Genomic DNA, 25,283 nt, shown 5'->3' on the forward strand with positions numbered 1-25,283 from the left:
GTGTTTATTGAGGTCTGAAAAACTGAGCTGACTGAAGAAACCGGATCAACTGTGGGAGGGGGCTTGCCCCCGATGGCGGTGAAACAGCCAGTGCATCAGTGGATGACACACCGCAATCGGGGGCAAGCCCCTCCCACATTTTTGACCACATTTCAGGCAGTCAAAATCACCATTCGGCAAAACTGCCATCGGCATGGCGCCAGATCGGGTTGCGCCAGCGATGGCCGATGGCCGCGCGCTCAACCACGTATTCCTCGTTGATCTCGATGCCCAGGCCCGGCCCGTTGGGGATCTTCACAAAGCCTTGGTCATAATCGAACACGCCCGGGTCGCGCACGTAGTCGAGCAGGTCGTTGCTCTCGTTGTAGTGAATGCCCAGGCTCTGTTCCTGGATAAACGCGTTGTAGCACACCGCATCCAATTGCAGGCAGGCCGCCAGGGCAATCGGGCCCAGCGGGCAGTGCAGGGCCAGGGCGACGTCGTAGGCTTCGGCCATGTTGGCGATCTTGCGGGTTTCGGTGATGCCGCCGGCGTGGGACGCATCCGGCTGAATGATGTCGACGTAGCCTTCACTGAGTACACGCTTGAAGTCCCAGCGCGAGAACAGGCGCTCGCCCAGGGCAATCGGGGTGCTGGTCAATGGTGCCAGTTCCTTGAGGGCCTCGTAGTTTTCACTGAGCACCGGTTCTTCGATGAACATCAGCTTGTACGGGTCCAGCTCCTTCATCAGCACCTTGGCCATGGGCTTGTGCACGCGGCCATGAAAGTCGACGCCGATGCCGACGTTGGGGCCGACCGCGTCGCGTACGGCAGCGACATTGGCCAGCGCCAGGTCGACTTTTTCGAAGCTGTCGACGAACTGCAGCTCTTCGGTACCGTTCATTTTCACCGCAGTGAAGCCACGGGCCACCGCCTCTTTGGCGGCGCGCGCGGTGTCGGCGGGACGGTCACCACCAATCCACGAATACACGCGGATCTTGTCACGCACCTGGCCGCCCAGCAGATCGCTGACGGACACGCCCAGGGCCTTGCCCTTGATGTCCCACAACGCCTGATCGATACCGGCGAGGGCGCTCATGTGCACAGCACCACCGCGGTAGAAGCCGCCACGGTAGAGCACGGTCCAGATGTCTTCGATATTGCGTGGGTCTTTACCGATCAGGTAATCGGACAATTCTTCGACGGCAGCCGCCACGGTGTGGGCGCGCCCTTCAACCACGGGCTCACCCCAGCCGGTGACGCCCTGGTCGGTTTCGACCTTGAGGAAGCACCAGCGCGGCGGGACGATGAAGGTCGTCAGTTTGGTGATTTTCATCTGTTGTCTCTCTTATAGATGCAGCGCCAGCAGGCGCGGAACTTGAAATCAGCCCAGGGCTTTCCAGGCCGCGACATAAGCCTGGGCGCGGCTCGCAACCTGCTCGACGGTCATCCCCGGTTTGAACAATCCGGAGCCCAGCCCGAAGCCTTTGGCACCGGCGTCGGTAAACACTTGCATGTTGTCCGGGGTGATACCGCCCACCGGCAGCAGCAACGTGCCCGCCGGCAATACCGCAAGCCAGGCCTTGATCACCGCCGGGGCCATTTGCTCGGCCGGGAACAGTTTCAATACGTCGGCGCCTTCGGCCAGTGCGGCAAAGGCTTCGGTCGGCGTGGCGACGCCCGGCGACAGATACAAGCCCGCCGCTTTGGCCGCCCGCAATACTTTGGCATCGCTGTGGGGCATCACGATCACCTGACCGCCGGCGGCCTTGACCTGCTCGACCTGCTCGGGCGTGAGCACCGTACCGGCACCGATCAGGCAATCGGCGGGCAAGCTGTCGCGCAGGGTGCGGATGCTGGTGTAAGGGTCCGGCGAGTTGAGCGGCACTTCGATCACGCGAAAACCGGCCTGGTACAGCGCCTGGCCGACGGCTTCGGCTTCGTCCGGGCGCACACCGCGCAGGATCGCGATCAAACCGTTTTGTGCGAGTGCTGTTTTGAGCATGTCAGGCCTCCGTTACAGGTTGAGTGAGCCCGGCCGCCACGGCCAGCTGCCACAAACCGCGCTCGCTGGCTGCCTGCGCCAGGCTGACATCGGCGAAGCCGCACAGTGCGAGGGCGCGTTGGTAGCGGGCGCAGAGGGGGACGGCACCGACCAGGACGATCGGCTTGGGTTTTGCGCTGTCGGGTAAACCGGCGAGTTCATGACCGATCAGCAGGCCGGACAGGTAGTCGGGCTGCTGCTCAGGCGTCAGTTGGGCGGTCAGGCCGAGTGTACGGGCACTGAACAGGGTCGAGAGCACGCCGCGCCGGCCGTCTGCCGACAGCGCGACCTGTACGCCGCGGTCAAACGCTTCGGTATGGAAATGTTCCGATGATTGCTGGGTGCGCCCCAGGATGCTGTGCTGGCTCAATACGGCGAACAGCTCACCGGTCATGAACGTGTCGAAGTGGGTGATGCACCCCTCGACCACCTCGACCCACTTTGAATGGCTGCCCGGCAGGCCGATCAGCACGTGGGGCGCGAGCCCGTGCAGCACACCGAGCACCTGGGTTTCTTCACCGCGCATCACATTGGGCAGGCCGCCCTGTTCAATCACGCCCGGCACGATATGCACATCGAAGCCACGCACGCTGCGCACCTTGTGCAGCGCCTGGCCCAGACTGGCCACATCCACCGGGGTGTTGCGATAAGCCGCCTCGCTCCAACCCTGTGCGCTGCCGACCATGCCGCAGGCAATCACCGGCAGGTCGGGCTGGGCGTCGAGCCAGTCCCCACAGGCGCTGTCGAAGGCCAGCTCGAAGCCATTGCTGCAGCGCACGCCCGCAATATCACGCGGTTCGCTGGGCAAATGCATGATGCCCGACGCCAGTGAGCGTTGGTCCAGCACCACGCCGGCGGAGCCTAGTTTGTAAGCACGAAGGGAGCTGGTTCCCCAATCGAGCGCGATCAATTGCGCCTGCATCGCTTCACCTGAAATGAGTGGGTGCTGAAAAAAGCAGATGGGCGAATATAAACCTAAGCTTTGTAATATCTCAATATATAAATATCAGTCCCATATATTGGGAGATAGACGCACAAAATCTTACATCTCCTTGAGAAAATGAGCATTGCATCAATGTGAACCGGTTAAAAAACAGTCAAGTCCAGCTCGCGCATCGCACCCATCCAGATCGCGTAATCGGTGTGATCCTTCAGGTCATCGCCGGTCTCGGGGTGCAGGAACACCACCAGGCCATTGCGATGCAGCGCCAGCCACGGCAGCACCACGCCAATGTATTCCGGCTCGAATGCCAACTGGCAGCTCCAGTCCGGGTGCGGGCCCACCGCACGCTCATGCACACGCCCCATGCGCAGCGGGAACAGCGCCGCCGCGTCTTCACACAAGGTGCGTGCCTGGTCGAGGGTGTTGGCGTCGAAGTAGATATGGGCGTGATAGCCCTTGATACGTTGCATGACGGACTCCGGATCCACTGTGCGCCGATCCTAGACCGCAATCGACGGCAGGGCCAGCCCGGTCAATGACTGCGCACTGCTGGCCTGCTCCGCCACCAGCCAATCGACAAACCGTTCGACCAACTGCCCGCGACGCTTGCGCTGGGGCTGCACCACGTAATAGCCGAAACGCGAGACCACCGTGTCGCTGATCGGCCTGCACAGCCAGTTCTGCTCCAGCAGGTTATCCACCAGGTGGCGCCAGCCGATCGCGACGCCCTGGCCGGCAATAGCCGCCTGAATCAGCAGCGTGTAATTGTCGAAACGCAACTGGCCAGGGGTGGGCGCGGCGCTGATACCCAGCTCGCGAAACACACCGGCCCAATCGAACCATTGGCGGCTGTTTTCCTGGCGCAAGTGCAGCAGGGGATAGTCCGGCAGGGTTTGCACCGTCAGCGCTGTGGCCTGGTTCTTGAGCCACTGCGGGCTGCACACCGGGAACACTTCCTCGTTGAACAACCACAGGCTGTCGCCTTGCTTGAAGCGTCCATCGCCAAACAGCACGGCCACGTCGATGTCGCTGCGCAGGCTGGCGTGGTTGCGCTCGCTGGTCACCAGGCTCACATCGACCTGCGGGTTGGCCTGGTGGAAACGATGCAGACGCGGCATCAGCCAGTAGGCGGCGAAGGCGAAGTCGGTGGCCACTTGCAGCACTTCGTGCTGGTCCTGCTGGGTGACGGTGTTCAGACCCAGGTTGATGGCTTGCAGGCCGCCTTGCACATGCTCGAACAGCAAGGCGCCGGCGTCGGTCAATTCGATGCCACGGTAGATGCGATCGAACAAGCGGATCGCCAGTTGCTCTTCAAGCCGTTTGATTTGCTGGCTGATGGCCGGCTGGGTGGTGCCCAGCTCCATCGCGGCGGCGGTGAAACTGCGCAGCCGCGAAGCCGCTTCGAACGCGCGCAGCAGGTCGAGGGAGAGGTCTCCGAGCGCTTCATACATAAGCTGTGCTTATCCTAGGCATTGTTCTTCATGGGCTTTACCACGCCTTGAGCGGGCCGCATGCTCATTGGCATAAACGCCGCCTATGGAATGCCGAGAAACCATGAAGCGCAAGCACATTCTTTTCATCATGGCCGATCAAATGGCCGCGCCGATGTTGCCGTTCTACGGGCCTTCCCCGATCAAATTGCCGAACCTGAGCCGCCTCGCCGCACAGGGCGTGGTCTTCGACGCCGCCTATTGCAACAGCCCGCTGTGTGCGCCTTCGCGCTTTACCCTGGTCAGCGGCCAGCTGCCGAGCAAGATAGGCGCCTACGACAACGCGGCGGATTTCCCCGCCGATGTGCCGACCTACGCCCACTACCTGCGCCGCCTCGGCTATCGCACCGCGCTGTCGGGCAAGATGCACTTCTGCGGCCCCGATCAGTTGCACGGCTATGAGGAGCGCCTGACCAGCGACATCTACCCGGCCGACTACGGCTGGGCGGTGAACTGGGACGAACCGGATGTACGCCCCACCTGGTATCACAACATGGCCTCGGTGCTGCAAGCCGGGCCATGCGTGCGCACCAACCAGCTGGATTTCGACGAAGAAGTGGTGTTCAAGGCTCAGCAATATCTGTTCGACCACATTCGCGAGGATGGCGATCGGCCGTTCTGCCTGACCGTGTCGATGACCCACCCCCATGATCCGTACACCATTCCCAAACCGTTCTGGGACCTGTACGACGACAGCGACATTCCCTTGCCGGCGACGCCAGCCCAGGGCGATCTTGACCCGCACTCCCAGCGTCTGCTCAAGGTCTACGATCTGTGGGACAAACCGCTGCCTGTGGATAGGATTCGCGATGCACGGCGTGCCTATTTCGGCGCATGCAGCTACATCGACAGCAATGTTGGCAAGCTGCTGCAAACCCTGGAAGACACTGGCCTTGCCGATAACACCATCATCATCTTCTCCGGCGACCACGGCGATATGCTGGGCGAACGCGGCCTCTGGTACAAAATGCACTGGTTCGAAATGGCCGCCCGCGTGCCGCTGTTGATCAGTGCGCCGGGCCAATTTGCGGCGCGCCGTGTGACCCAGGCCGTGTCGACCGCCGACCTGTTGCCTACCCTGGTGGAATTGGCCGGCGGCGAGCTGGACCCGCGCCTGCCCCTGGATGGACATTCGCTGCTGGCGCACTTGCAAGGCGAGGGCGGACACGACGAAGTGTTTGGCGAATACATGGCCGAAGGCACCATCAGCCCGCTGATGATGATTCGTCGGGGCGCCTATAAATTCATCTACAGCGAAGACGACCCTTGTCTGCTGTTCGATGTGCGCAACGACCCGCACGAGCGGGAGAACCTCGGCCAGTCACCGCAACACCGGCCACTGTTCGAGGCGTTTTTGAACGAAGCGCGGGCCAAATGGGACATCCCGGCGATCCACCAACAGGTGCTCGCCAGCCAACGCCGCCGTCGCCTGGTGTTCGAAGCACTGACCCAGGGCAAGCTCAAGAGCTGGGATCACCAGCCACTGGTGGACGCCAGTCAGCAGTACATGCGCAACCATATCGACCTCGACGACCTGGAGCGCAAGGCACGTTATCCACAACCCTGCCAAAACCAATAAATACAGAGGGAAGGCCATGCGAAATTTAACGGTAGTGCTGGGCATCCTGGCGTTGAGCAGCGCCAATGCATACGCGGACCCCAGTTGTGAAACGGTGAAAATGGCCGATCCCGGCTGGAGCGACATTGCGGCCACCAATGCCATCACCGGTTTTCTGCTGACCGGCATGGGCTACAAGCCCAAGGTCGACACCTTGGCCGTGCCGATTACCTTTGGCGGGCTCAAGGATGGCCAGGTGGACGTGTTCATGGGCAACTGGATGCCGGCGCAGCAGGGCTTCTACGACAAGTTCGTGGCCAATGGCGATGTCGTGCAACTGGCCAAGAACCTCGACGGTACCGAGTTCACCCTCGCCGTACCGGACTATGTGTGGGACGCCGGCGTGCACGATTTTGCCGACCTGAATAAATTCGCCGACCAGTTCGGCAAGAAGATCTACGGCATCGGCTCCGGCGCGCCGGCGAATATTTCGCTGCAGGAAATCATCAAGAAGAATGACTTTGACCTCGGCCAGTGGAAGCTGGTCGAGTCGAGTGAACAGGCGATGCTCGCCGAAGTCTCGCGAGCGGTGAAGAAACAGCGCTTCGTCACCTTCCTGGGCTGGACGCCGCACCCCATGAACGTGCAATTGAAAATGCACTACCTCAAAGGCGGCGAACAGTATTTCGGCAGCACCGGCAGCGTCTACACCTTGACCCGCAAGGGCTATGCGCAAGCCTGCCCGAATGTGGGCAAACTGCTGACCAACCTGAGTTTCACCCAGGACATGGAAAACAGCATCATGGCTGACGTGGCCAACAACAAGGTCAGCAACGCGGATGCCGCGAAGGCCTGGATCAAGGCCAATCCGGCAGTGCTGAATAAATGGCTCGACGGCGTGAAAACCCTGGACGGCAAGGAGGCGTTGTCGGCGGTAAAAGCCAACCTCTAAGACACACCACGATTCAAATGTGGGAGGGGGCACTTGCCCTAATGCCCTCTGTAGGAGCGAGCTTGCTCGCGAAAAACGTCAACGATAACGCGTGCTTTCTGAATGAACGCGGTGCCTGTGAGTTTTTCGCGAGCAAGCTCGCTCCTACAACAAGGCTGACTGGCACTAGGGGCTTGCCCCCTCCCACAAGGATCAATGTGTACTGATACCCTGAGCACAACCTTTAATCCGAGCCTGCGATGCCCCGGCCCAACCGCCACACACTGTTCCCTTTCCTCAAATGGCTGCCGCGCCAAACCCGCGCCAGCGTCGGCCGGGATGCCGTCGTCGGCCTCAGCGGCGCCGTGCTCGCGCTGCCACAGTCGATTGCCTACGCGCTGATCGCCGGGCTCCCACCGGAATACGGGCTGTACGCGGCCATCATTCCGGTGTTGATCGCGTGCCTGTGGGGCTCGTCCTGGCACCTGATCTGCGGTCCTACGGCAGCCATTTCCATTGTGCTCTACGCCAGTATCAGCCCGCTGGCGGTGCCGGGTTCCCAGGATTACATCACCTTGATCCTGCTGCTGACCGTCCTCGCCGGCGTGTTCCAGTGGTTGCTGGGCATGCTGCGCTTCGGCGCGCTGGTGAATTTCGTCTCCCATTCCGTGGTGCTTGGTTTCACCCTCGGTGCCGCAGTGGTCATTGCCCTCGGTCAGTTGCCTAACCTGCTGGGGCTGGACCTGCCGAGCCAGGCCACCGCCATCAACAGCCTGCTGGCGCTGCTCGAGCATGCCGGCGAGTCGGACCGCGCCTCGCTCGCCCTGGGCCTGGGCACCTTGCTGGTGGGCGCGCTGCTCAAATACTTGATGCCACGCTGGCCGAGCCTGCTGATCGCCCTGGCCCTGGGCAGCCTCGCTACGTTGCTGTGGCCGGCGTTGTTCGGGCATGTGGCGTTGGTCAGCTCATTCATCGGCAAGCTGCCACCCTTGCGCCCGTTGCCAATGGACCTGGATACGATCCTGCGCCTGCTGCCGAGTGCTGTGGCGGTGGGCATGCTGGGCCTGGTGACCAGCCTGTCGATTGCTCGCTCCTTGTCGGCCCGTTCGCAGCAATTGCTCGACGCCAATCAGGAAGTTCGTGCCCAGGGTCTATCCAATATCATCGGCGGATTCTTCTCCGGGTATTTGTCGGCAGGTTCCTTTACCCGTTCCGGCCTCAGTTATGAAGCCGGTGCCCGCTCGCCATTGGCCGGCGTGTTTTCCGCACTCTGGGTGGCGTTGTTCGCGCTGTTTGGCGCGGGGTTGATCGCCCACATCCCGATCCCGAGCATGGCGGCGAGTATCCTGTTGATCTGCTGGGGGCTGGTGGACCACCGAGGTATTCGCGCGTTGTTGCGCGTGAGCCGCGCCGAATTCGTGGTGATGGCGCTGACGTGTGTTGCTACCTTGCTGCTGGAACTGCAAACGGCGATTTATGCCGGGGTACTCGCGTCGCTGTTTTTCTACCTCAAGCGCACCTCGCAGCCCCGGGTGCAGCACTGGCGCGACGGTGACGAGGATGTATTGCGCGTGGGTGGCTCGATCTTTTTTGGCGCCAGCCACTACCTGCAGGTGCGCCTGCAACGGTTGCAGGGTGAGCGGGTGGTGATCGAAGCGCAGCAGATCAACTTTATCGACTACTCCGGGGTGGAGATGCTGCACCAGGAAGCGCGGCGGTTGGCGGGGTTGGGACGTAGCCTGACCTTGCGTGGGGCCCGGCAGCAAGTGGTTGAAGAATTGAAGAAACTGGAAGGGCCAGACAGGTGCCCCATCCATTTCGAAGACTAAATGCGATCAAAACTGTGGGAGGGGCTTGCCCCCTCCCACAGTTTTATTTGTGTCAGGCCAACTGGCGGCGCAGCTCGGCCAAGACCGGGGCCGACTCAGGGCGCACGCCGCGCCACAGGAAGAAGGCCTCCGCCGCCTGTTCAACCAGCATGCCCAGGCCGTCCATCGCTACTGCCGCACCCTGCTCACGGGCCCAGCGACAGAAGGCGGTCGGCTCCTTGGCGTACATCATGTCGTAGCAGAACGTCTTGCCCGGCTCAATCAAGCTGCCCGCAATCGGCGGTACATCGCCTGACAGGCTGGCGGAGGTGGCGTTGATAATCACGTCCACCGGCTCACGCAGCCAGTCGAAGCCACTGGCGGACACCGGCCCCAAATCGTCAAACAGCTCGGCCAGCACTTCGGCTTTTTCCACAGTGCGGTTGGCGATGATCAGCGAGGCGGGCTTCTCGGCCAGCAACGGTTCCAATACGCCGCGTACCGCGCCACCGGCGCCCAGCAGCAGGATGCGCTTGCCTTGCAGGTCCAGCCCGGCGTTGACCTTGAGGTCGCGCACCAGGCCTGCGCCGTCGGTGTTATCACCCAGCAGCGTGCCATCGGCCAACTTGCTCAAGGTATTCACCGCGCCGGCGCGTTGGGCGCGCTCGCTGAGGGTGTCGGCCAGCCGGAAAGCGTCTTCCTTGAACGGCACGGTGACATTCGCTCCACGGCCGTGTTGAAAGAACCCACGGGCGCAGCCGATGAAATCCTCCAACGGGGCGAGCAGTGTGCTGTAGTCCATCTGTTCGCCGGTCTGCTCGGCGAACAGGCGGTGAATCAACGGTGACTTGCTGTGGCCGATGGGATTGCCGAATACGACATAGCGATCCATCACACCACCGCCTTGGGCGCAGCCAGGCCGAGCCAGTCGCGGTCTTGCAGGAAATAGTCGGTAAGGCGCGCTTCTTCGCTGCCGGCCTCGGCTTTCCAGTCGTAGCTCCAGCGCACCTGGGGCGGCAGCGACATCAGGATCGACTCGGTACGCCCGCCCGACTGCAGGCCAAACAGCGTGCCGCGGTCATAGACGAGGTTGAACTCGACGTAGCGGCCCCGACGGAACTCCTGAAACTGGCGTTGCTGTTCGGTATAGTCCAGCGCCTGGCGACGTTGCACAATTGGCAGGTAGGCGTCGATGTAGGCATCACCGATGGCGCGGATGAAGGCGAAACAGGTGTCGAAGCCCCACGCGTTCAAGTCATCGAAAAACAGGCCGCCGATGCCGCGCGGCTCGTTGCGGTGTTTGATGTGGAAATAGGTGTCGCACCAAGCCTTATAGCGCGGGTAAACGTCCGCACCGAACGGCGCGCAGGCCTGCTCGGCCACGCGATGCCAATGAATGCAATCCTCTTCGTTGCCGTAATAGGGCGTCAGGTCAAAGCCGCCACCAAACCACCACACCGGTTCTTCGCCTTCTTTTTCAGCAGTGAAAAAACGCACATTGGCGTGGGAAGTCGGCACGTGAGGGTTGTGGGGATGGATCACCAGCGACACGCCCAGCGCCTCGAAGCCGCGACCGGCCAGTTCAGGGCGATGCGCACTGGCGGAGGGCGGCAAGCCGCTGCCAAACACGTGGGAAAAGTTAACGCCGCCTTTTTCGATGACCGACCCGTTTTCAATCACACGGGTGCGACCGCCACCACCGGCAGGCCGGGTCCAGGCGTCTTCGATAAAGCGCGTGTCCGTTTCGAAGGTTTCCAGGGCGCTGCAAATGCGGTCTTGCAGATCGAGCAGGTAGGCTTTTACAGCCTCGGTGCGAGTAGTCATGGCATCACCTTGAATCGGGCAAAGCTACGCGAGGCCATTGGGCTTCGGCGGCAAATGGGCGCACAGGATACCACCGCACCCCGTGCCGTCGCAGTTGACGAAGATCAAGCTTAGGAGTCCGATAGGGGCCTTCGTTTATTCGACCCAAGGAGAAGGTAGATGGCCAAACGTATCCAGTTCAGCGCCCATGGCGGCCCCGATGTGCTCGAGTATGTGGACTACACGCCAGCGGAACCCGGACCACAGCAGGTTCGGGTGCGCAATGAAGCGATTGGCCTGAACTTCATCGACACGTATTTTCGCAGCGGCCTCTACGCGCCACCGGCCTTGCCATCGGGCCTGGGGGCCGAAGGCGCGGGCGTAGTCGATGCCGTGGGCAGTGAAGTCAGCCAATTCAAGGTCGGCGACCGCGTGGCCTATGGCAGCGGCCCGCTCGGCGCCTATAGCCAGTTGCACGTACTGCCCGCCGCCAACCTGGTGCATCTGCCGGACGAGATCAGCTTCGAACAGGCCGCCGGTGCCATGCTCAAGGGTCTGACCGTGCAGTACCTGTTGCGCCAGACCTATGAGTTGCAGGGCGGCGAAACCATTTTGTTCCACGCCGCAGCCGGCGGTGTGGGCTCCCTGGCTTGCCAATGGGCCAAGGCGCTGGGCGTGAAGCTGATCGGTACAGTGAGCTCACCGGAAAAAGCCGCCCTGGCCAAATCCCTCGGCGCCTGGGAAACCATCGATTACAGCAAGGAAAATGTCGCACAGCGCGTGCTGGAATTGACTGACGGCAAAAAGGTGCCAGTGGTGTATGACGGCGTCGGCAAGGACACTTGGCTGACCTCGCTGGACAGCGTGGCACCGCGTGGCCTGGTGGTGAGTTTCGGGAATGCGTCGGGCGCGGTGGACGGGGTGAACCTGGGGATTCTGTCGGCGAAGGGTTCGCTGTATGTCACCCGGCCGACGTTGGCGACCTACGCGAGCAACCCGAAGGACTTGCAGGCGATGGCCGACGATCTGTTCTCGATGATCAAGAGCGGCAAGGTGCGCATTGATATCAACCAGCGCTACCCGCTGGCGGATGCGGCGAAGGCGCAGACCGAGTTGTCCGGGCGGCGCACGACCGGTTCAACCATTCTGCTGCCTTAAGCAAGTCATCGGGGGCAAGCCCCCTCCCACCCTTGATCGGTGTCCGTCATGACAACTCGGTCAAATGTGGGAGGGGGCTTGCCCCCGATAGGCGCGACTCGGTCTCAGGAAGGTCGCACCACATCCCCCGTCGCCAAATCACGGATCAGGCTCGGGTTCTTGCGCCCGCCCAGGGCGCCGCCCAGCACAAGGTCCACCTGCCCACGAAAATACTGCTCCACCCGAATCCGCGTACGCGCGGCCGGGCGGCCCTGGGGGTTGGCCGACGTGGAAATCAACGGCCCGACCTGGGCGCACAAATCCCGTACCAGCGGATGATCACTGACCCGCAGCGCCACGGTGTCATGCACACCCGTGACCCATTCCGGCAGCAAGTCCTGATGGGGCACCAGCCAGGTATTCGGCCCAGGCCAGGTGCTGGCCATGCGCTCGATCCAGGTGTCGGGAAAGTCTTCGAACAGGAAGTCGAACTGGCGGATATTATCAGCCACCAGGATCAGGCCCTTATCCACTGAGCGATTCTTGATCGCCAGCAAACGGTCCACCGCTTCTTCATTCCACGGGTCGCAGCCCAGGCCCCAGACCGCTTCGGTCGGATAGGCAATCACCGCACCTGCGCGAATTTCTCGTGCGGCTTCCAGCACACGCCACCTGTTGACCATTGTCTACTCTCCGAACTAAAGCTCCGGGCAGTTTACCGATCTTCGTTGCAAAACCCAGCTACAACCGCTCGCCACGCGCAAGCCAGCGCCCACTTTCACAGATCACCCGGCCATCGAGTTCCAACTCGGTAAGGCTCGCCAGTACCTGGGACAGCGGCTGTCCACTGGCAAGCGCCAAGGCTTCGCTGGTATGCGGAGCCGCGTGCAACAGCGCCACCAGCGGATGCACAACCGGCACCGGCGCCGGGCGTGACAACGCCTGCCAACCGCGCAGGCCTTCAAGAATATGCTCGATGGTTTCCACCAGCACCGCGCCATCGCGGATCAACTGATGACAGCCCTTGGCCGCCGGATGATGGATGGAACCCGGAATGGCGTACACCTCGCGTCCTTGTTCCGCCGCCAGCCGTGCGGTAATCAGCGAACCGCTGGCGATGCTGGCTTCCACCACCAGGACCCCCAGGGACAAACCGCTGATAATGCGATTACGCCGTGGAAAGTTACCGGCCTGGGGTGGCGCGTCCAGTGGAAACTCGGAAACCACGGCACTGCCCTGGGCAATCATCGCCGCGGCGAGCGTCTTGTGGCGCTGTGGATAAAATTTTTCCAGGCCGGTGCCGAGCACACCGATGGTATGACCACCCACGTCCAATGCCGCCTGATGGGCCGCGCCATCGATACCCAAGGCAAGGCCGCTGGTGATGACAAAACCGGCGCTTGCGAGGCTACGGGAAAACGCGGCGGCGGTGTCCATGCCGGGGCGCGAAGCACGACGACTGCCGACCACGGCCAACTGCGGTTTTTCCAGGAGTGTTGGGTCGCCAGCGACAAACAACAGCGGCGGAGCACCCTCGATCTGGCCGAGCAGTGCAGGGTACTCGGGCTGGTCCCACATCAGTAAATGCTGGCCCGGGCGGGCCAGCCATGCCAGCGCCACACTGGCTCCATCGCGAATATCCGCACTGCGCCGGGCATCGGCACTGACCGCCGGCAACCCGAGCGCGCGCCAGGCACTGGCAGGCGCACTGATGGCTTTCGACGCGGAGCCGAACGCCTCGATCAGCAGGTTAAAACGCCTGGGACCCAGTTCCGGCAGCCTGTGCAAGCGTAGCCGGGCTTCCAGCTCTGCTGGGGAAATTTGATTGCTGCTTATCGGAAACATTTGATCATCCTTGACCGGAACAAGCTGTGGATAACTCTGTTGGTAACTTATTTAGCAGGCTATTTATTGCGTTGGGCCGTCGGTCTCGAAACGATCCATCACCGCCAACGGGCGCGACGCGCTGAGAACCAGGGCATAGCTGAGTTTTTCATAGGTGCGAAACACCAGCAGGGTGCCGGCACGCACGTCCGGGAGCTGCGTCGGCGCGCCTGTAAGCGCATCGCGCAGCGAGGCGCCGGCCCTGATCACCGTGAGCAATTGGCCTTCGACCACGCCATCCCGACGCCCCTTGTTCAAGGTCACGGCATCCAGCACGCCGATCTGCGTGACGCCCTTGGGGATGTCGATGATGTGACCTTCAACAAAGGGTGGGGATGCAGGCGTTTGCAGATCGGCCAGGTCCACGTCAGGTTCGGCGCGGAGCAAACGGTCGCCTGGGCGCACTTCCTGGGTGACCCTTTGCACGGCCAGGGTGGTGAGATCATCGGTCAGCAAAAAACGCGCGCTGCCGATGTAGTCGGCATTGACCCCCAGCAGTTCCCGAGTGTTGGGGTCGGTGTAGACCTTGCCCTGGCGGAAGATTCCGTAGTTCGGCTGGGCCGGGTCCAGGCTGCCCCTGGCGTAGATACGCTCTCCATTGGCGCCCAGCACGCGTCCGCCCTGCGCGGCGACGATATAGGGCGCGTTGTCCAGGTCCTGGGGCAAATCGAGCAGGCGGTTGTGCAGCAGGAAGCCCTGTATAGACTTTTGCGTGACAGGGTCCAGGCGCTGGCCGGGTTGCGGAATCAGCGCCATGGCCAGCGGGGCCCATAGCAGCAAGACGAGTAGCGATTTCCTCATGGGGTCAATCTCCTTTATTATGTGCGTTCGCGTGAAACGCCATAGCCTTCGCGGCTTGCGAACGTTTCACACCGGCTGCCTGGGTCCATCCCACCGCCGATTTGCCTCTACCTCACATGTGCAGCAATTACGCTTATGGCTATTTTGAACATCCTCGAATTTCCCGACTCGCGCCTGCGCACGATCGCCAAGCCGGTGGCCGTAGTGGACGACAAGGTTCGTCAGTTGGTCGATGACATGTTTGAAACAATGTATGAAGCCCCGGGCATCGGCCTCGCCGCGACCCAGGTCAACGTGCACCTGCGCGTCGTGGTCATGGACCTGTCCGAGGATCGCAGCGAACCCCGGGTGTACATCAACCCCGAGTTCGAACCACTGACCGACGAGATGGGCGAATACCAGGAAGGTTGCCTGTCGGTGCCGGAGTTCTACGAGAACGTCGAACGCCCGTTGCGCGTGAAGATCAAGGCCCTGGACCGCGACGGCAAGCCGTTCGAGCTGATTGCCGAAGGCCTGTTGGCGGTGTGCATCCAGCATGAGTGCGACCACCTCAACGGCAAGCTGTTTGTCGATTACCTGTCCACGCTCAAACGTGACCGGATCAAGAAGAAGCTGGAAAAAAAGCATCGCCAGCAAGCTTGATGCCCCCCTTCCAAAGGCTTGCTGCGGCAAGCCTTTTTCTTTTGTGACTGCTTTTAACCGAGAACTCCGATGACCGAGCCACTGCGCATTGTTTTTGCCGGTACACCCGAATTTGCCGCCGAACACCTCAAGGCGCTGCTTGCCAGCCCTTATGAAATCGTCGCGGTGTACACCCAGCCGGATCGCCCGGCCGGGCGCGGGCAAAAACTGATGCCCAGCCCGGTCAAGCAACTGGCGCTCGAACACAACATTGCCGTGCTGCAACCACCGACCCTGCGCAACGCCGACGCCCAGGCGGAACTGGCCGCGCTCAAGCCGGACCTGCTGGTGGTGGTTGCCTACGGCTTGATCCTGCCCCAGGCCGTACTCGATATCCCGCGCCTGGGCTGCATCAACAGCCACGCGTCTTTGCTGCCACGCTGGCGCGGAGCGGCGCCGATCCAGCGCGCGGTGCAAGCAGGTGACAGCGAAAGCGGCGTGACGGTCATGCGCATGGAAGCAGGGCTGGACACCGGCCCGATGCTGCTCAAAGTCACCACGCCGATCACCGCCGAAGACACCGGCGGCAGCCTGCACGACCGCCTGGCTGAAATGGGTCCGCCCGCCGTCATCCAGGCCATCGCCGGTCTTGCCGCGGGCACCCTTGAAGGCGAAGTGCAGGACGACAGCCTGGCCACCTACGCCCACAAACTGAACAAAGACGAAGCGCGCACCGACTGGAGCCGCCCGGCCGCAGAGCTTGCGCGTCTGGTACGTGCGTTCAACCCATGGCCTGTCTGCCACAGCACGCTCGACGGCGAAACCTTGAAAGTACTGGCTGCCACCTTGGCCGACGGTACAGGCGCGCCGGGAGAAATCATCGGCGCCAGCAAGGACGGCCTGCTGGTCGCCTGCGGCGAGCAGGCGTTGTGCCTGACACGTCTGCAATTGCCCGGTGGCAAGGCGCTGAATTTCAGCGATCTGTTCAACAGCCGCCGTGAAAAATTCGCTCCAGGCACGATCCTCGGGGTGAGCGCTCAATGAACCCACGTCTGGCCGCCGCCAAGGCTCTCGCCGCCGTGCTCAACGGCAAGGCTTCGCTGAACAGTTCGCTGCCTGTGCAGTTGGACAAGGTCGAAGACCGTGATCGCGGTTTCACTCAGGACCTGGCGTTTGGCACCGCACGTTGGCAGCCACGCTTGTCGGCACTGGCAGCCAAGTTGCTGCAAAAACCGTTCAAGGCAGCCGACGCCGATGTTGAAGCGCTGCTGCTGGTCGGTCTCTATCAACTGCTCTATACCCGCGTACCGGCCCACGCCGCCATCGGTGAAACGGTGGGCTGCGCGGACAAACTGAAAAAACCCTGGGCCAAGGCCTTGCTCAATGCCGTGCTGCGCCGCGCCCAGCGCGAAAGCGAAGGGCTGCTGACCGAGCTGGAGCATGACCCGGTGGTGCGCACCGCGCATCCGCGCTGGCTGCAAAAATCCCTGAAGGCGTTCTGGCCGCAGCAATGGGAAGCCATTTGCGCGGCGAACAATGCGCACCCGCCGATGATCCTGCGGGTCAACCGTCGCCATCACAGCCGCGACGCCTACCTGCAATTGCTCAGCGAGGCGGGCATCAAGGCCGCGCCGTGCGTGTACAGCATCGACGGGATCGTGCTCCAAGCCGCCGCAGACGTGCGCAGCCTGCCCGGCTTCGCCGACGGTTGGATCAGCGTGCAGGACGAAGCCGCGCAACTGGCCGCCGATCTGCTCGACCTGGCGCCCGGCCAACGCGTATTGGACGCTTGCTGCGCGCCTGGCGGTAAGACCTGTCACATTCTGGAAGTCGAAAAGGACCTGGGCGGTGTGGTGGCCGTCGACCTGGAAGCCAAACGCCTGGTGCGCGTACGGGAAAACCTCGCACGCCTGGGCCTCAGCGCCGAGCTGATCGCCGCCGATGGCCGCGACACCGCCACCTGGTGGGACGGCAAACCGTTCCAGCGCATCCTGCTGGACGCGCCGTGTTCGGCCACCGGCGTGATCCGTCGTCATCCGGACATCAAGCTGACCCGCCAACCCGACGACATCGCCGCCCTGGCCGTGTTGCAGGGCGAACTGCTCGACGCGTTGTGGCCCACCCTGGAAGTCGGCGGCATTCTGCTTTACGCCACCTGTTCCACCTTGCCCACCGAGAATACCGAGGTCATCCAGGCTTTCCTCGCCCGCACCAGCGGCGCACGGGAACTGGACCTCGCGACCACGGCCGGCATCAAGCAGCCACACGGTCGCCAATTGCTCGCGCAGGAAGGCGGGCATGATGGCTTCTACTACGCCAAACTGATCAAGATCGCCGCCGCGCGCGGCTGAATGGTTTTAAGGGAGTGACCGGATGAAAATCATCATCCTCGGGGCAGGGCAGGTGGGCGGCACGCTGGCTGAGCATTTGGCCAGCGAAGCCAACGACATCACCGTGGTCGACACCGACGCCGAGCGCCTGCGCAACCTGGGCGACCGCCTGGACATCCGCACGGTGCAAGGGCGTGCATCGTTCCCCACCGTGCTGCGTCAAGCCGGCGCCGACGATGCCGACATGCTCGTCGCGGTCACCAACAGCGACGAGACCAACATGGTCGCCTGCCAGGTCGCCCACACGCTGTTCCACACCCCGACCAAGATCGCCCGTGTGCGCGAAGCAGCCTACCTGACCCGCGCCGGCCTGTTCGATAACGATGCCATTCCGGTGGACGTGCTGATCAGCCCGGAACAGGTGGTCACGCACTACATCAAGCGCCTGATCGAAATTCCGGGTGCCTTGCAGGTGATCGACTTCGCCGAGGGCAAGGCGCAACTGGTCGCGGTGAAGGCCTACTACGGCGGGCCGCTGGTGGGGCAGCAATTGCGTCAATTGCGCGAACACATGCCGAATGTGGAAACCCGCGTCGCCGCGATTTTCCGGCGTGACCGGCCGATCCTGCCCCAGGGCGACACGGTGATCGAAGCCGATGACGAAGTGTTTTTCATCGCGGCCAAGGCGAATATTCGTGCGGTAATGAGCGAAATGCGCCGGCTCGATGAGAGTTACAAACGCATCGTCATCGCCGGCGGCGGGCAGATCGGTGAGCGCCTGGCGGAGGCCATCGAAAGTCGCTACCAGGTGAAGATCATCGAGATGAGCCCTGCGCGCTGCCGGCATTTGTCCGACACCCTCGACAGCACTGTCGTACTGCAAGGCAGTGCCTCGGACCGCGATCTGCTGATGGAAGAGAACATCGCCGACGCCGATATCTTCCTGGCCCTGACCAACGATGACGAAGCCAACATCATGTCATCGCTGCTGGCCAAGCGGCTGGGGGCCAAGAAGGTGATGACCATCATCAACAACCCGGCCTATGTCGACCTGATCCAGGGCGGCGATATCGACATCGCCATCAGCCCGCAATTGGCGACCATCGGCACCTTGCTCGCCCACGTGCGCCGTGGCGATATCGTCAGCGTGCATTCCCTGCGCCGTGGCGCGGCGGAGGCTATCGAGGCGATTGCCCATGGCGACTCCAAGTCGAGCAAGGTCATCGGCAGGGCCATCCGCGATATCGGCTTGCCGCCGGGCACCACCATTGGCGCGATCATTCGCGACGAGGAAGTGATCATTGCCCACGACGATACGGTGATCGCCACCGGTGACCATGTGATTCTGTTCCTGGTGGACAAGAAACATATCCGCGATGTGGAGAAGTTGTTCCACGTGGGGTTGAGCTTTTTCTGATCAAGGAGTGACCGACATGCTCGAATCCCTGGAAAAAATGCTCGCCAAGGGTGTGGATAATTCGCTGCTGCGGTTCGGGCTGGGCAAGGGTTATCTGGATTTGAAGGACAACGCCAAGGCTGCCGAACATTTGCAGAAGTGCGTCGAGTTCGATCCGAAATATTCGGCGGCGTGGAAGTTGTTGGGCAAGGCGCAGTTGGGGCTGGGTGATAACGCTGGCGCACGTCACGCGTGGGAAAGAGGCATAGAGGCGGCCCTGGTCCATGGCGACAAACAGGCCGAAAAAGAAATGACGGTATTCCTGAAGAAACTCGACCGCCAGGCCTGAGCGGAATCCAAATGTGGGAGGGGGCTTGCCCCCGATAGCAGTGTCAGCCAATACATAGTTGACTGAACCACCGCTATCGGGGGCAAGCCCCCTCCCACATTGGGTTCTGTGGTGATCTTTAGTCAGTACCAGCGCGCCTCACCCGGCGGGCGCTTCTTGAAGCGCTTCATGCTCCACATGTACTGGCTCGGGTAGGCGCCGACATACCGCTCCACCACCTTGCTCATCGCCGCGCAGGACGTGGCGGTGTCGGTGCTGTACATGTCTTCCGGGGCCGCCTCCAGGATCACCTTGTAGCCCGAGCCGTCCGGCAGGCGCAGGGCATGCAGGAACACGCCCACCGCCTTGTGGCCCGCGAGCATGTTCGGCACGAACTTGCTGGTCAGCGCCTGGGTCGCGAAGAACGGTACGAAAATGCCGGCGGATTCCGCCGGCTCGGGGTCGGCAGGGATACCCACCTGGCCGCCTTTGCGCACTTCCTTGATCACGCTGAGAATGCCTTCCTTGGTGGAGGCGGCCACGCGGTTGCCCAGTTGCACGCGTTGCTTGCGCAACAATTCGTCAACGGCCTTGAGCTTGGGCGGGCGATAGAAAATGATCGGTTTGCACTGGCTGCAATAGAAATGATTCAGCACTTCCCAGTTGCCCAGGTGGCTGGTGATGCCGACCACGCCTTTGCCCGAGGCGAGAGCCTGGTGCAGCACCTCAAGGCCTTCAACTTCGCGCACCAGATCGATAGAGCGCTGGGCCGGCCAGATCCAGGCGCAGGCGCTTTCGGTCAGGGACTTGCCGATGTCCATCAGGCTGCGGCCGACCAACGCTTCGCGCTCGGCGGGGTCCATGTCGGGGAAACACTTTGAGAGGTTGATCCGCACCGTGTCGCGTGAGCGGTTGGGGGTTTTCCACATGATCCAGCCGATGCCGGTGCCGACGGCTTGTACGGCGCGCCAGGGCAGCAGGGCAAACAACCGGAGAGCGCCTACCAGCAAGGCGCCTTTAAACTTTTCCACAGGTCACTCCTGATCGTGTGTGGTGCGCAAGGCCGGCATTCTAACCGGCGTTGGCCAGATCCGCGTAACGGTCGCAGTCCTGGGTGTGGTCCATGACCATGCCCGAGGCCTGCATGAACGCATAGCAGATGGTCGGCCCGACAAAGGTGAAGCCGGCTTTCTTCAAAGCGCGGCTCATGGCTTCGGCCTCGGGCGTAATCGCCGGGACGTCGCTGCGATCCTTGAAATGATTGACCTTGGGCTTGCCGCCGACAAACGACCAGAGCAATCCCACAGGATCTTCCAGCGCCAGCCAGGCGGCGGCGTTGCGGCGTGTGGCGTTGAGCTTCAGGCGATTGCGCACGATGCCCGGGTCCTGCATCAACGCTTCGATTTCAGCGTCGGTCAGCCTGGCCAGACGTTGCGCATCAAAGCCGAACAGCACCTTCCGGTAATGCTCGCGTTTGCGTAAAACGGTGATCCAGGACAGGCCCGCCTGGAACCCTTCGAGCAAAAGCAACTCGAACAAACCCTGCGCATCGCGCAGCGGCGTTCCCCACTCCTGATCGTGATAAGCCATGTACAGCGGATCTTCAGAACACCAAAAGCAGCGTGGCATAAGGCTCCAGGGGGTGGTGGCGGGGCCGAATCGGGTATACTCCCGCTCTTTAAATCGCAGCCCAAGTAACAGGTGAATTTCGTGAGCCAGCCTACGCCAGCCGTGCGTACCTTCCAAGACTTGATCCTCGCCCTCCAGCAATACTGGGCCGAGCAAGGTTGTGTGGTACTTCAGCCCTACGATATGGAAGTAGGCGCCGGCACTTTCCACACCGCTACCTTCCTGCGGGCCATCGGCCCGGAAACCTGGAACGCCGCTTATGTGCAGCCCAGTCGTCGCCCGACTGACGGCCGCTACGGCGAAAACCCGAACCGTCTGCAGCACTACTACCAGTTTCAGGTGGTATTGAAGCCCAACCCGGACAACTTCCAGGAACTGTACCTGGGCTCGCTCAAGCATGTTGGCCTGGACCCATTGGTCCACGACATCCGTTTCGTCGAAGACAACTGGGAATCGCCGACCCTGGGCGCCTGGGGCCTGGGCTGGGAAGTATGGCTCAACGGCATGGAGGTGACGCAGTTCACGTACTTCCAGCAAGCGGGCGGCATCGAGTGCTACCCGGTGACCGGCGAAATCACCTACGGCCTGGAGCGTCTGGCCATGTACCTGCAGGGCGTGGATTCGGTCTACGACCTGGTGTGGGCTGACGGCCCGTTCGGCAAAGTCACCTATGGCGACGTGTTCCACCAGAACGAGGTGGAGCAGTCCACCTACAACTTCGAACACGCCAACGTCGACAAGCTGTTCGAATTGTTCGACTTCTATGAAAGCGAAGCCAAGCGCCTGATCGAACTCGACCAGCCGCTGCCGTTGCCGAGCTATGAAATGGTGTTGAAGGCCTCCCATACCTTCAACCTGCTGGACGCGCGCCGTGCCATCTCGGTGACTGCGCGCCAGCAATACATCCTGCGTGTACGCACCCTGGCGCGTTCCGTCGCCCAAGCCTACCTGCTGGCTCGCGCCAAGCTGGGCTTCCCGATGGCGACCCCGGATTTGCGTGATGAAGTGTTGGCTAAGCTGGAGGCTGCACAATGAGTGCTCAAGATTTCCTGGTCGAACTGGGCACCGAAGAGTTGCCTCCCAAGGCACTCAACACCCTGGCCGATGCATTCCTGGCCGGTATTGAAAAGGGCCTGCAAAGCGCTGGCCTGAAGTTCCAGGCGAAGAAAGTCTACGCCGCGCCACGTCGCCTGGCGGTGTTGCTGACCGCGCTGGAAACCCAGCAGCCGGACCGCAATATCAACCTCGACGGCCCGCCGCGCCAGGCTGCTTTCGACGCCGAAGGCAACCCGACTCAAGCGGCACTGGGCTTTGCCAAGAAGTGCGGCGTCGAACTGAGCGAGATTGACCAGAGCGGCCCGAAACTGCGCTTCAGCCAGGTCATCCCCGGCAAGCCGACGGCCAGCCTGTTGCCGACCATCGTGGAAGATTCCCTGAACGACCTGCCGATTCCCAAGCGCATGCGCTGGGGTGCGCGCAAGGAAGAGTTCGTGCGCCCGACCCAATGGCTGGTGATGCTGCTCGGTGACCAGGTCATCGACTGCACTATCCTCGCCCAGAAGGCCGGTCGCGACTCCCGTGGCCACCGCTTCCACCATCCCGAGAGCGTGCGCATCACCTCGCCGGCCAACTACCTCAATGACCTGCGCGCCGCCTACGTGCTGGCCGATGCCAATGAGCGTCGCGAGCTGATCAGCAAGCGTACCGAAGAGCTGGCCCGCCTACAGGAAGGCACCGCCATCGTGCCGCCAGGCCTGCTCGACGAAGTGACCGCCCTGGTTGAATGGCCGGTGCCGCTGGTGTGCTCGTTCGAAGAGCGTTTCCTCGATGTACCGCAGGAAGCGCTGATCACCACCATGCAGGACAACCAGAAGTACTTCTGCCTGCTGGACGCGGACGGCAAGTTGCTGCCGCGCTTTATCACCGTGGCCAACATCGAGAGCAAGGACCCGCAACAGATCATCGCCGGTAACGAGAAAGTCGTGCGTCCGCGCCTGACCGACGCCGAATTCTTCTTCAAGCAGGACAAGAAGCAGAAGCTCGAAGACTTCAACCTGCGCCTGCAAAACGTGGTGTTCCAGGAAAAACTCGGCAGCGTCTACGACAAGGCCGTGCGCGTTTCCAAGCTGGCGGCCTACATCGCGCCACGCATTGGTGGCGACGCCGCCTGGGCCGCGCGTGCAGGCCTGCTGTCCAAGTGCGACCTGGCCACCGAGATGGTCGGCGAGTTCCCTGAAATGCAGGGCGTGGCCGGTTACTACTACGCCCTCAACGACGGCGAACCCAACGATGTGGCCCTGGCGCTGAACGAGCAGTACATGCCACGGGGTGCCGGTGCCGAGCTGCCAAGTACCCTGACCGGTGCGGCCGTGGCCATCGCCGACAAGCTGGACACGCTGGTGGGCATCTTCGGTATCGGCATGCTGCCCACCGGTAGCAAAGACCCGTACGCCCTGCGCCGTGCGGCCCTGGGCGTGCTGCGTATCCTGATCGACAAACAGCTGGACCTCGACCTGACCCAGGCCGTGGTGTTCGCCGTCGGCCAGTTCGGTGCCAAGGTCAAGCAAGCCGGCCTGGCCGAGCAAGTGCTGGAGTTCGTGTTCGATCGTCTGCGTGCGCGTTACGAAGATGAAGGCGTAGACGTCTCCGTCTACCTGTCGGTTCGTGCCCTGCAGCCGGATTCGGCGCTGGACTTCGATCAACGCGTACAGGCCGTACAGGCGTTCCGCAAGTTGCCGGAAGCCGACGCCTTGGCCGCCGTGAACAAACGCGTATCGAACCTGCTGAGCAAGGCCGACAACCTCGGCACTGCGGAAGTGGACCCAGGCCTGTTTGCCGATGCCAAGGAGTTCTCGCTGAACTCGGCCATCGTCAAGGCCGAGAATGCCGTGAAGCCGCTGATCGCCGAGCGTAACTACGCTGAAGCGCTGGCGCGCCTGGCGTCGCTGCGTGAACCGGTGGATGCGTTCTTTGAAGCGGTCATGATCAATGCCGACGATGCCGGCGTGCGGAAAAACCGCTACGCCATGCTCGCGCGTCTGCGGGGTCTGTTCATCAATATCGCTGACATTTCCGTCCTGGGCTGATCATGTTGAAACTGCTGATTCTCGATCGGGACGGGGTGATCAATTACGACTCCGACGCTTACATCAAGTCGGTGGCGGAATGGATTCCATTGCCCGGCTCGATCGAGGCCATCGCGCAGTTGAGCAAAGCCGGCTGGACAGTGGCCATTGCCACTAACCAGTCCGGCATCGCCCGCGGTTATTACGACCTCGCCACTCTGGACGCCATGCACGCGCGCTTGCGCATGCTGGTGGCGGAGCAGGGCGGTGAGGTGGGGCTGGTGGTTTACTGTCCCCACGGGCCGGATGAAGGCTGCGCCTGCCGCAAACCCAAACCTGGCATGCTGAAAACCATTGCAGAACATTACAAGGTGCCCTTGGCTGGGATATGGTTCGTCGGGGACAGTCTCGGTGACCTGGAGGCGGCCAAAGCCGTCGACTCTCAGCCAGTTTTGGTAAAGACCGGGAAAGGCGAAAAGACCCAGGCGAAAAACCTGCCGGTAGGCACTTTGATTTTTGACGATCTGGCGGCGGTTGCCGCAGAACTTATCAACAACTAGCCGCCCTCGACTTCCTGACCAAGGATTGTTCGGGAGTGCGCTTTTAACAGGCGGGCCGTGTCCCGCAACGGTAAATGCCGCCATGTCGATCTTGCAGGCCATCAGAACCTTTTTCTTTTACCTGCTGCTGGGCACCAGTTCGTTTCTCTGGTGCACCCTGAGCTTTTTTATTGCACCTTTCCTGCCGTTCAAGGCGCGCTATCGCTTTATCAATGTGTATTGGTGCCGCTGTGCGCTGTGGCTGTCCAAGGTGTTCCTGGGCATTCGCTTCGAGATCAAGGGCGCGCAAAACGTCCCGGAACAGCCTTGCGTGATTCTTTCGAACCACCAAAGCACCTGGGAAACGTTCTTCCTCTCGGCGTATTTTTCACCCCTGAGCCAGGTGCTCAAGCGTGAACTGCTGTACGTGCCGTTCTTTGGCTGGGCTATGGCGATGCTGCGTCCGATTGCGATCGACCGCGACAATCCCAAGGCGGCGCTCAAGCATGTCGCCAAGAAGGGCGACGAACTGCTCAAGGATGGCGTTTGGGTGCTGATCTTTCCCGAGGGTACGCGTGTGCCTTATGGCACCGTAGGCAAATTCTCGCGAGGCGGCACTGCATTGGCGGTCAACGCCAACCTGCCGGTGTTGCCGATCGCCCATAACGCCGGCAAGTTCTGGCCCAAGACCGGTTGGGCCAAACGCGCAGGCACCATTACCGTGGTGATCGGAGAACCCATGTATGCAGAGGGCGAAGGTCCACGCGCCATTGCCGCCTTGAATGATCGCGCCGCAGCATGGAATGAAGCGCAGCAACGGGCCATGGGTTCACTGCCGCCGGAGCCGGTGGTGATCGATACACCGGTTGTTTGAGCTTCTGTGGATAACCTGTGTACGGATTGTTGGAAAATTGGCGTTTTTCATTCATAACTAGCTGATTTAGATACATATTTCTGAAGCTTATAAAACAGCTAAAACCGTGCATAAGTTTTTTCC

Annotated in this window: 25 protein-coding genes; 13 read left to right on the forward strand and 12 right to left on the reverse strand. The window is 61.8% G+C overall.

Annotated elements, in window-relative coordinates:
* Window positions 1-166: 166 nt before the first annotated feature.
* The 5 genes from dgoD to TU82_RS24015 form a co-directional block, all read right to left on the reverse strand.
* Window positions 167-1,315 carry a galactonate dehydratase gene (dgoD, locus tag TU82_RS23995; protein ID WP_003187297.1) on the reverse strand — a complete coding sequence of 383 codons (1,149 nt, stop codon included), beginning with the start codon at window positions 1,313-1,315 and terminating at the stop codon, window positions 167-169.
* A 48-nt stretch (window positions 1,316-1,363) separates the two neighbouring features.
* Window positions 1,364-1,984, reverse strand: coding sequence for a 2-dehydro-3-deoxy-6-phosphogalactonate aldolase (locus TU82_RS24000; RefSeq protein ID WP_057725733.1), 621 nt, complete (start codon window positions 1,982-1,984; stop codon window positions 1,364-1,366).
* Window position 1,985: 1 nt separating this feature from the next.
* A complete protein-coding gene (locus TU82_RS24005) occupies window positions 1,986-2,945 on the reverse strand; it encodes a 2-dehydro-3-deoxygalactonokinase (protein ID WP_057725734.1) in 960 nt (319 codons plus the stop codon).
* Between the two features lie 164 nt (window positions 2,946-3,109).
* On the reverse strand, window positions 3,110-3,436 hold the full coding sequence (locus TU82_RS24010) for a DOPA 4,5-dioxygenase family protein (protein ID WP_057725735.1): 327 nt from the start codon (window positions 3,434-3,436) through the stop codon (window positions 3,110-3,112).
* Window positions 3,437-3,466: 30 nt separating this feature from the next.
* Window positions 3,467-4,417 (reverse strand): choline sulfate utilization transcriptional regulator, encoded by a 951-nt coding sequence (locus TU82_RS24015; RefSeq protein WP_057725736.1) that lies wholly within the window; start codon window positions 4,415-4,417, stop codon window positions 3,467-3,469.
* Window positions 4,418-4,520: 103 nt separating this feature from the next.
* On the opposite strand from TU82_RS24015, the gene betC reads away from it, so the two are divergent.
* From betC to TU82_RS24030, 3 genes are all read left to right on the forward strand, one after another.
* On the forward strand, window positions 4,521-6,035 hold the full coding sequence (gene betC / locus TU82_RS24020) for a choline-sulfatase (protein WP_057725737.1): 1,515 nt from the start codon (window positions 4,521-4,523) through the stop codon (window positions 6,033-6,035).
* A gap of 16 nt (window positions 6,036-6,051) precedes the next feature.
* A complete protein-coding gene (choX, locus tag TU82_RS24025; protein ID WP_057725738.1) occupies window positions 6,052-6,966 on the forward strand; it encodes a choline ABC transporter substrate-binding protein in 915 nt (304 codons plus the stop codon).
* A gap of 239 nt (window positions 6,967-7,205) precedes the next feature.
* Window positions 7,206-8,774: a SulP family inorganic anion transporter gene (locus TU82_RS24030; protein WP_057725739.1), complete on the forward strand. Its 1,569-nt coding sequence runs from the start codon at window positions 7,206-7,208 to the stop codon at window positions 8,772-8,774.
* A 52-nt stretch (window positions 8,775-8,826) separates the two neighbouring features.
* Here the strand turns inward: TU82_RS24030 and aroE are convergent, their stop codons facing one another.
* Both aroE and hemF read right to left on the reverse strand, forming a co-directional pair.
* Window positions 8,827-9,645 (reverse strand): shikimate dehydrogenase, encoded by an 819-nt coding sequence (gene aroE, locus TU82_RS24035; RefSeq protein ID WP_057725740.1) that lies wholly within the window; start codon window positions 9,643-9,645, stop codon window positions 8,827-8,829.
* Entirely contained in the window at window positions 9,645-10,577 is a 933-nt protein-coding gene (gene hemF, locus TU82_RS24040; RefSeq protein ID WP_057725741.1) for an oxygen-dependent coproporphyrinogen oxidase, read from the reverse strand. Before hemF ends, aroE begins: the two co-directional genes overlap by 1 nt.
* Before the next feature lie 159 nt (window positions 10,578-10,736).
* Here hemF and TU82_RS24045 point away from each other — a divergent pair, with 159 nt between their 5' ends.
* Complete coding sequence (locus TU82_RS24045) at window positions 10,737-11,714, forward strand: quinone oxidoreductase family protein (RefSeq protein WP_057725742.1); 978 nt, start codon at window positions 10,737-10,739, stop codon at window positions 11,712-11,714.
* Window positions 11,715-11,818: 104 nt separating this feature from the next.
* Here the strand turns inward: TU82_RS24045 and tsaC are convergent, their stop codons facing one another.
* The 3 genes from tsaC to TU82_RS24060 all read right to left on the reverse strand — a co-directional run bounded on the left by tsaC (window position 11,819) and on the right by TU82_RS24060 (window position 14,378).
* Window positions 11,819-12,376 carry an L-threonylcarbamoyladenylate synthase type 1 TsaC gene (gene tsaC, locus TU82_RS24050; RefSeq protein WP_057725743.1) on the reverse strand — a complete coding sequence of 186 codons (558 nt, stop codon included), beginning with the start codon at window positions 12,374-12,376 and terminating at the stop codon, window positions 11,819-11,821.
* A gap of 58 nt (window positions 12,377-12,434) precedes the next feature.
* Window positions 12,435-13,538: a DNA-processing protein DprA gene (gene dprA, locus TU82_RS24055; protein ID WP_057725744.1), complete on the reverse strand. Its 1,104-nt coding sequence runs from the start codon at window positions 13,536-13,538 to the stop codon at window positions 12,435-12,437.
* Between the two features lie 63 nt (window positions 13,539-13,601).
* A complete protein-coding gene (locus TU82_RS24060; protein WP_057725745.1) occupies window positions 13,602-14,378 on the reverse strand; it encodes a hypothetical protein in 777 nt (258 codons plus the stop codon).
* Window positions 14,379-14,513: 135 nt separating this feature from the next.
* Between TU82_RS24060 and def the strand changes: the two genes are divergently transcribed.
* The 5 genes from def (at window position 14,514) to TU82_RS24085 (ending at window position 19,074) form a co-directional block, all read left to right on the forward strand.
* Window positions 14,514-15,020 carry a peptide deformylase gene (def, locus tag TU82_RS24065; protein WP_005783383.1) on the forward strand — a complete coding sequence of 169 codons (507 nt, stop codon included), beginning with the start codon at window positions 14,514-14,516 and terminating at the stop codon, window positions 15,018-15,020.
* A gap of 69 nt (window positions 15,021-15,089) precedes the next feature.
* Window positions 15,090-16,043 carry a methionyl-tRNA formyltransferase gene (fmt, locus tag TU82_RS24070; RefSeq protein WP_057725746.1) on the forward strand — a complete coding sequence of 318 codons (954 nt, stop codon included), beginning with the start codon at window positions 15,090-15,092 and terminating at the stop codon, window positions 16,041-16,043.
* Window positions 16,040-17,350 (forward strand): 16S rRNA (cytosine(967)-C(5))-methyltransferase RsmB, encoded by a 1,311-nt coding sequence (rsmB, locus tag TU82_RS24075; protein ID WP_057725747.1) that lies wholly within the window; start codon window positions 16,040-16,042, stop codon window positions 17,348-17,350. Before fmt ends, rsmB begins: the two co-directional genes overlap by 4 nt.
* A 22-nt stretch (window positions 17,351-17,372) precedes the next feature.
* Window positions 17,373-18,746, forward strand: a complete 1,374-nt coding sequence (trkA, locus tag TU82_RS24080) for a Trk system potassium transporter TrkA (RefSeq protein WP_057725748.1) — start codon at window positions 17,373-17,375, stop codon at window positions 18,744-18,746.
* Between the two features lie 16 nt (window positions 18,747-18,762).
* Window positions 18,763-19,074, forward strand: coding sequence for a tetratricopeptide repeat protein (locus tag TU82_RS24085; RefSeq protein WP_057725749.1), 312 nt, complete (start codon window positions 18,763-18,765; stop codon window positions 19,072-19,074).
* A 122-nt stretch (window positions 19,075-19,196) separates the two neighbouring features.
* On the opposite strand, the gene TU82_RS24090 is transcribed toward TU82_RS24085, so the two are convergent.
* Both TU82_RS24090 and TU82_RS24095 read right to left on the reverse strand, forming a co-directional pair.
* Entirely contained in the window at window positions 19,197-20,084 is an 888-nt protein-coding gene (locus TU82_RS24090) for a lysophospholipid acyltransferase (protein ID WP_057725750.1), read from the reverse strand.
* A 40-nt stretch (window positions 20,085-20,124) separates the two neighbouring features.
* Window positions 20,125-20,682: a DNA-3-methyladenine glycosylase I gene (locus tag TU82_RS24095; protein WP_057725751.1), complete on the reverse strand. Its 558-nt coding sequence runs from the start codon at window positions 20,680-20,682 to the stop codon at window positions 20,125-20,127.
* A gap of 81 nt (window positions 20,683-20,763) precedes the next feature.
* On the opposite strand from TU82_RS24095, the gene glyQ reads away from it, so the two are divergent.
* The 4 genes from glyQ (at window position 20,764) to TU82_RS24115 (ending at window position 25,160) form a co-directional block, all read left to right on the forward strand.
* Entirely contained in the window at window positions 20,764-21,717 is a 954-nt protein-coding gene (gene glyQ / locus TU82_RS24100) for a glycine--tRNA ligase subunit alpha (protein ID WP_003187265.1), read from the forward strand.
* Complete coding sequence (gene glyS, locus TU82_RS24105) at window positions 21,714-23,768, forward strand: glycine--tRNA ligase subunit beta (protein WP_057725752.1); 2,055 nt, start codon at window positions 21,714-21,716, stop codon at window positions 23,766-23,768. Before glyQ ends, glyS begins: the two co-directional genes overlap by 4 nt.
* A complete protein-coding gene (gene gmhB / locus TU82_RS24110; protein ID WP_173667501.1) occupies window positions 23,768-24,307 on the forward strand; it encodes a D-glycero-beta-D-manno-heptose 1,7-bisphosphate 7-phosphatase in 540 nt (179 codons plus the stop codon). Before glyS ends, gmhB begins: the two co-directional genes overlap by 1 nt.
* A gap of 82 nt (window positions 24,308-24,389) precedes the next feature.
* Window positions 24,390-25,160 carry a lysophospholipid acyltransferase family protein gene (locus TU82_RS24115; protein WP_057725753.1) on the forward strand — a complete coding sequence of 257 codons (771 nt, stop codon included), beginning with the start codon at window positions 24,390-24,392 and terminating at the stop codon, window positions 25,158-25,160.
* Window positions 25,161-25,283 lie beyond the last annotated feature (123 nt).

The sequence above is a fragment of the Pseudomonas orientalis genome, from assembly GCF_001439815.1.
Lineage (GTDB): Bacteria > Pseudomonadota > Gammaproteobacteria > Pseudomonadales > Pseudomonadaceae > Aquipseudomonas > Aquipseudomonas orientalis.

Bases quoted from the DNA above. Each gene is read 5' to 3' on its own strand.
- def (WP_005783383.1), top strand. From the start codon at position 14,514: ATGGCTATTTTGAACATCCTCGAATTTCCCGACTCGCGCCTGCGCACG.
- dgoD (WP_003187297.1), bottom strand. From the start codon at position 1,315: ATGAAAATCACCAAACTGACGACCTTCATCGTCCCGCCGCGCTGGTGC.
- hemF (WP_057725741.1), bottom strand. From the start codon at position 10,577: ATGACTACTCGCACCGAGGCTGTAAAAGCCTACCTGCTCGATCTGCAA.
- fmt (WP_057725746.1), top strand. From the start codon at position 15,090: ATGACCGAGCCACTGCGCATTGTTTTTGCCGGTACACCCGAATTTGCC.
- TU82_RS24005 (WP_057725734.1), bottom strand. From the start codon at position 2,945: ATGCAGGCGCAATTGATCGCGCTCGATTGGGGAACCAGCTCCCTTCGT.
- aroE (WP_057725740.1), bottom strand. From the start codon at position 9,645: ATGGATCGCTATGTCGTATTCGGCAATCCCATCGGCCACAGCAAGTCA.
- dprA (WP_057725744.1), bottom strand. From the start codon at position 13,538: ATGTTTCCGATAAGCAGCAATCAAATTTCCCCAGCAGAGCTGGAAGCC.
- TU82_RS24085 (WP_057725749.1), top strand. From the start codon at position 18,763: ATGCTCGAATCCCTGGAAAAAATGCTCGCCAAGGGTGTGGATAATTCG.
- TU82_RS24095 (WP_057725751.1), bottom strand. From the start codon at position 20,682: ATGCCACGCTGCTTTTGGTGTTCTGAAGATCCGCTGTACATGGCTTAT.
- rsmB (WP_057725747.1), top strand. From the start codon at position 16,040: ATGAACCCACGTCTGGCCGCCGCCAAGGCTCTCGCCGCCGTGCTCAAC.
- TU82_RS24045 (WP_057725742.1), top strand. From the start codon at position 10,737: ATGGCCAAACGTATCCAGTTCAGCGCCCATGGCGGCCCCGATGTGCTC.
- TU82_RS24030 (WP_057725739.1), top strand. From the start codon at position 7,206: ATGCCCCGGCCCAACCGCCACACACTGTTCCCTTTCCTCAAATGGCTG.
- TU82_RS24060 (WP_057725745.1), bottom strand. From the start codon at position 14,378: ATGAGGAAATCGCTACTCGTCTTGCTGCTATGGGCCCCGCTGGCCATG.
- trkA (WP_057725748.1), top strand. From the start codon at position 17,373: ATGAAAATCATCATCCTCGGGGCAGGGCAGGTGGGCGGCACGCTGGCT.
- choX (WP_057725738.1), top strand. From the start codon at position 6,052: ATGCGAAATTTAACGGTAGTGCTGGGCATCCTGGCGTTGAGCAGCGCC.
- betC (WP_057725737.1), top strand. From the start codon at position 4,521: ATGAAGCGCAAGCACATTCTTTTCATCATGGCCGATCAAATGGCCGCG.
- TU82_RS24000 (WP_057725733.1), bottom strand. From the start codon at position 1,984: ATGCTCAAAACAGCACTCGCACAAAACGGTTTGATCGCGATCCTGCGC.
- tsaC (WP_057725743.1), bottom strand. From the start codon at position 12,376: ATGGTCAACAGGTGGCGTGTGCTGGAAGCCGCACGAGAAATTCGCGCA.
- glyS (WP_057725752.1), top strand. From the start codon at position 21,714: ATGAGTGCTCAAGATTTCCTGGTCGAACTGGGCACCGAAGAGTTGCCT.
- TU82_RS24010 (WP_057725735.1), bottom strand. From the start codon at position 3,436: ATGCAACGTATCAAGGGCTATCACGCCCATATCTACTTCGACGCCAAC.
- TU82_RS24015 (WP_057725736.1), bottom strand. From the start codon at position 4,417: ATGTATGAAGCGCTCGGAGACCTCTCCCTCGACCTGCTGCGCGCGTTC.
- TU82_RS24115 (WP_057725753.1), top strand. From the start codon at position 24,390: ATGTCGATCTTGCAGGCCATCAGAACCTTTTTCTTTTACCTGCTGCTG.